The following is a 4,329-nucleotide window of genomic DNA, read 5'->3' as shown; positions in this document are numbered from 1 at the left end:
CTTTCACTTTACGATCCGGCCCCGCATTCAGAAATGAAAAGCTGGGGCAAACGGCTATTGATTACCGCTGGTTTCATGGCGGTCATGTACGGTCTTTTCGCGCAACTGCTGAATGTTTTCACACCGCGAGAGATTTTTTTCTGAACCGCAAAGGCGGCAGAGTTAACCCTAGGGAGGATACTATGAAAAAATGGATTGCAGGGGCCGCACTGGCCTTGGCCACAATGACAGGAACAGCCTATGCTGATGGTCATGGCAGCTATCCCGAACGGCCCATCATGATGATGGTCAGCTACGGCGCAGGTGGTGCGACCGACTTTCAGGCGCGCATTGTGACGATGACCGCCGGCAACGAAGATGCGCTTGGCATGCCAATCGCCATTGTGAACCGCCCCGGTGCGGGTGGCCGTGTCGGTTGGAACTGGTTTGCGACCGAAGCAGAAGCAGACGGCTATACGCTGGGTGCCTATAACATTCCGCACTTTGTGGCACAGTCTATCGAAGGTGGCGTGTCTTACTCGACCGACAGCTTTGAGCCGATTGCAAACTGGGGCGCCGACCCTGCAGTCTTCGTTGTTGGCGCCGACAGCGCGTTCAACTCAATGGCGGACGTGGTCGATTATGCAAAGGCGAACCCAGGTGGTCTGACATTCTCGGGCGCGGGTCTCTTTGTGGGTCACCACATCGCGGCTTTGCAGCTTGAGAAAGCGGCTGGCGTGGAACTGGCCTATATCCCGAATAACGCTGGCGGTGCAGGTGCGATGCGCGCCGTGATCGCAGGCGAAGTTCTTGGCGGTGTTAACAACCTGTCCGATGCGTTCCGTGCGCAGGCAGCTGGCAACGTGAAGATCCTTGGAGTGTTCGACCTGGAGCGCAACGAAGAGTTCCTGCCAGACGTCCCAACCATGATGGAGCAAGGCTTTGACATCGACAACGCATCCGTGAACTTCCGCGGTGTGATGGTGCCAAAGGGCACGCCACAGCCCATAATTGACAAGCTGGCCGAAACCGTGCCTGCCATGTTCGAGAATGGCCGCGTGCAAAGCCGCATGGCCGCCGGTGGTTCGCCAATGGCCATCATGACACGTGACGAAGTCCTCGAAATGTGGGCCGCACGTCAGGAGACGCTCGAAGAGCTTCTGGCCGGTCTCTAGACTAACAGCGCAGCGCCCCTGATTGGGTGCTGCGCCCCCGCATCAACAGGATAGTCCCCATGAACTCCATTGATCCCATCGCAGAGGTAGAAGCCATCGTCGCACGTGCGCGCACGGCCCAGAGCGCCTTTGAGCGTGGCGGTTCACAAAAAGCCTATGACCGCGCCGCACAGGCCGCGGCCTGGGCCATCATGGAGCCTTCCCGCAATCGCCATCTGGCGGAACTTGCGGTTGAAACGACCGGGCTCGGGAACGTGCCCGACAAGATTACAAAGAACCATCGCAAGACGCTGGGCCTGATGCGCGACATTCAACACGCAAAGACCCAAGGGATTATCAGCGACGACCCTGCAACAGGCATTACCGAAATTGCGCGCCCGATTGGCGTGATCGGTGCTGTTGTTCCCTCCACGAATCCCGGAGCGACGCCTGCAAACAACATCATCAATGCCCTTAAGTGCGGGAACGCGATTGTGGTCTCGCCTTCTCCAAAAGGCGTTCCAACGTGCGAAGCTTTACTCGGCTATATCCACACCGAGTTTGACAAGCTTGGGATTGACCGCGATTTGGTGCAGATGATCCCCGGACGTGGGTCCAAAGAAAAAACCCAGCGACTGCTTGAGATTGCAGACTTGATTGTTGTCACTGGCAGCCAGAACAACGTGAAACGGGCCTATACGTCAGGGACGCCTGCGCTGGCCGTGGGCGCTGGCAATGTTGCTGTCATCGTCGATGAAACCGCCGATTTGGCCGCTGCTGCCGAAAAGATCAAAGCCTCTAAAACCTTTGACAATGCAACGTCCTGCTCTTCCGAGAACGCCGTTGTTGTGGTGGATGAGATTTACGATGCCTTTGCATCCGAAATGGCCCGTACGGGCGGCGCATTAATCACGGATGAAACCAAAGTAACATCCAAGCTGTGGGTGAAAGGGCATCTGAACCCGCTAGCGATTGCGCAAGATGCAGATAAGATGATCGCCGGACTAGGCCTGAGCGACGAAGTGCCCGCCGACACGGCATATCTTGCCGTTGAGACCAAGGGTATTGGCCCTGATCATCCGTTATCGGGCGAAAAGTTGAGCCGCGTCTTGACCGTTTATCGGGCGAAAGATTTTGACGACGCGGTACGCATCACACATGAGATCGAGATGCACCAAGGTGCGGGTCATTCTGTTGGCATTCACACGCAAACCAGCGACAGGCCCCTCACGCTTGCAAAGGCGATCCCCACCAGTCGCGTTATTGTGAACCAAGCGCACACTTTTGCGACGGGTGGGTCGTTTACCAATGGTATGCCGTTTTCACTGTCGATGGGCTGCGGGTCTTGGGGTGGCAATTCCATCGATACCAACCTGCATTGGCGCCATTTCATGCAGGCAACCAAGATCGTTCGGGAAATTCCGGCCAACGAACCTGCTGTCGAAGACATTTTTGGCGACTACTGGACTGAGGCCGGCGAATGATTTTTAACAAAATTGTACCGCCTCAAGGCACGGTTCAAGATTGGCTTGACGCGCGGGCAGAAGACGGCGGCATTGCCATCGTTTTCCCTGAAACCGATGAGCAACTGACTTGGCGTGAGTTACGTGATGAAGCGCGCAGCATGGCGCAGGGCCTCACAGGCTCTGGCATCAAGCAAGGCGAATGTGTCGCCATTGTACATCCTAATGGCCGCGATGGTGTGCTTTCGGTCTATGCTGCCCTTTATGGTGGTTTTCGGGCCACGATGATCAACCTTGCTGCGGGTCCATCGGCAATTGCCTATGCGCTGGATCACAGTGGTGCGCGATTTGCGTTTGTTCATGACAGTCAGATCGAGGCCATTGCAAAAGTCGCGCCAGAAGGCCTTCAGATCATTGCCCCCGACTTATTGCAGAACAAGGCTGAAATCCCTGAATTTACCGCCAACCAACATGCGCTCTTGATGTATACCTCAGGCACGACAGGCCAGCCCAAAGGCGTTGTGCACTCTCATGCTAGCTTATTGGCTGGTGGGTGGACGACAGCCATTGCACATGACCTGTCGTCAGCTGATCGCGGGTTTTGTGTCCTGCCGATTTATCACATCAACGGACTTTGCGTGACGATGATGGGCGCGCTTGTTTCGGGCGGCTCCCTGGCGATGACCGCAAAATTCTCGGCCAGCAAGTTCTGGGACCAAGCAGAAGTGGCGCAGGTGACCTGGTTCTCGGTCGTCCCTACTATTATCAGCCATCTTCTACACAATGACGCCAACCCCGCGCCCGAGGTCCGCGAACGCCTGCGCTTTGGCCGCTCTGCATCATCCGCACTGGCCGTCGAGACGCAATCTGCATTTGAAGAACGATTCAACGTGCCCATCATCGAAACCATGGGCCTGACAGAAACCGCGGCCCAAATCCTGTCAAACCCGCTCCCGCCCGGTGTGCGCAAGATCGGATCACCGGGGGTCGCTTACGGCAATGAAGTTTGCATCCTGACACCCGATCTCGAGGCGGCGCCCGCCAATCAGGAAGGTGAGATTGCGATACGTGGCCCTAATGTGATGGTGGAGTATCTTCACAATCCCGACGCAACCGAAAAGACATTTGCTGGCGAATGGTTGCGCACAGGCGATTTGGGGCATGTGGATGAGGATGGCTATGTCTTTGTGACAGGGCGACTGAAAGAGTTGATCATCAAGGGCGGCGAAAATATCGCGCCGCGCGAAATTGATGAAGTGCTCTATTCGGAGCCTGACATCATCGAAGCTGCCGCCTTTGCGCGAAGCTGCAAAAGCTATGGTGAAACGGTTGAAGCGGCGGTCGCGATCAAACCAGGGTCGCAGTTGTCAGAGAAGGCGTTGATTGCGCTCTGTCAGGAACGCCTAGGGAAGTTCAAATCGCCTGACACCATTCATTTTTTACCTGAATTGCCGAAGGGGCCATCGGGGAAGATCCAGAGGTTGAAGTTGGCGGATCTTGTCTAGCGCGATTTGTCATGGACCGCTGATAGACGTTGAATAACTCACGCAACCAATGGTGGGCAGGCTCAATGGACGAGCGCTTGGTTCGTCTGCTTCAATAATGAAGCAGTGACAAACTATGATCACGATATTTGTCGCTCTAACGGCGAAAGACGGCAGAGCATCTATGGTTCTGTTCGCTAAAAGTATATCTCTGTGAAAACGGCCATTTGGTTGAAAAGAAGCAAGGTC

The 4,329-nt window shown here is 55.6% G+C and carries 4 protein-coding genes and 1 pseudogene; 4 read left to right on the top strand and 1 reads right to left on the bottom strand.

Annotated elements, in window-relative coordinates; translation table 11 throughout:
* The 4 genes and pseudogenes from ACFDSS_RS13780 to ACFDSS_RS13765 form a co-directional block, all read left to right on the top strand.
* Positions 1 to 144: pseudogene (locus ACFDSS_RS13780) on the top strand (tripartite tricarboxylate transporter TctB family protein); the annotation flags it as partial.
* Positions 145 to 182: 38 nt separating this feature from the next.
* The gene (locus ACFDSS_RS13775) at positions 183 to 1,154 is read left to right on the top strand and encodes a tripartite tricarboxylate transporter substrate binding protein (RefSeq protein ID WP_375256298.1); all 972 of its coding nucleotides are present in this window, start codon (positions 183 to 185) and stop codon (positions 1,152 to 1,154) included.
* 59 nt (positions 1,155 to 1,213) lie between these two features.
* A complete protein-coding gene (locus tag ACFDSS_RS13770; protein ID WP_375256297.1) occupies positions 1,214 to 2,617 on the top strand; it encodes an aldehyde dehydrogenase family protein in 1,404 nt (467 codons plus the stop codon).
* Positions 2,614 to 4,101, top strand: a complete 1,488-nt coding sequence (locus ACFDSS_RS13765) for an AMP-binding protein (protein WP_375256296.1) — start codon at positions 2,614 to 2,616, stop codon at positions 4,099 to 4,101. Before ACFDSS_RS13770 ends, ACFDSS_RS13765 begins: the two co-directional genes overlap by 4 nt.
* 9 nt (positions 4,102 to 4,110) lie before the next feature.
* Here the strand turns inward: ACFDSS_RS13765 and ACFDSS_RS13760 are convergent.
* A partial coding sequence (locus ACFDSS_RS13760) for a hypothetical protein (RefSeq protein ID WP_375256295.1) occupies positions 4,111 to 4,329 on the bottom strand: 219 nt, incomplete at its 5' end.

The organism is Yoonia sp. (assembly GCF_042093035.1).
GTDB lineage: Bacteria > Pseudomonadota > Alphaproteobacteria > Rhodobacterales > Rhodobacteraceae > Yoonia.
The sequence above is the reverse complement of the archived record's forward strand: the minus strand, read 5'-3'. Positions and strand labels throughout refer to the sequence as shown.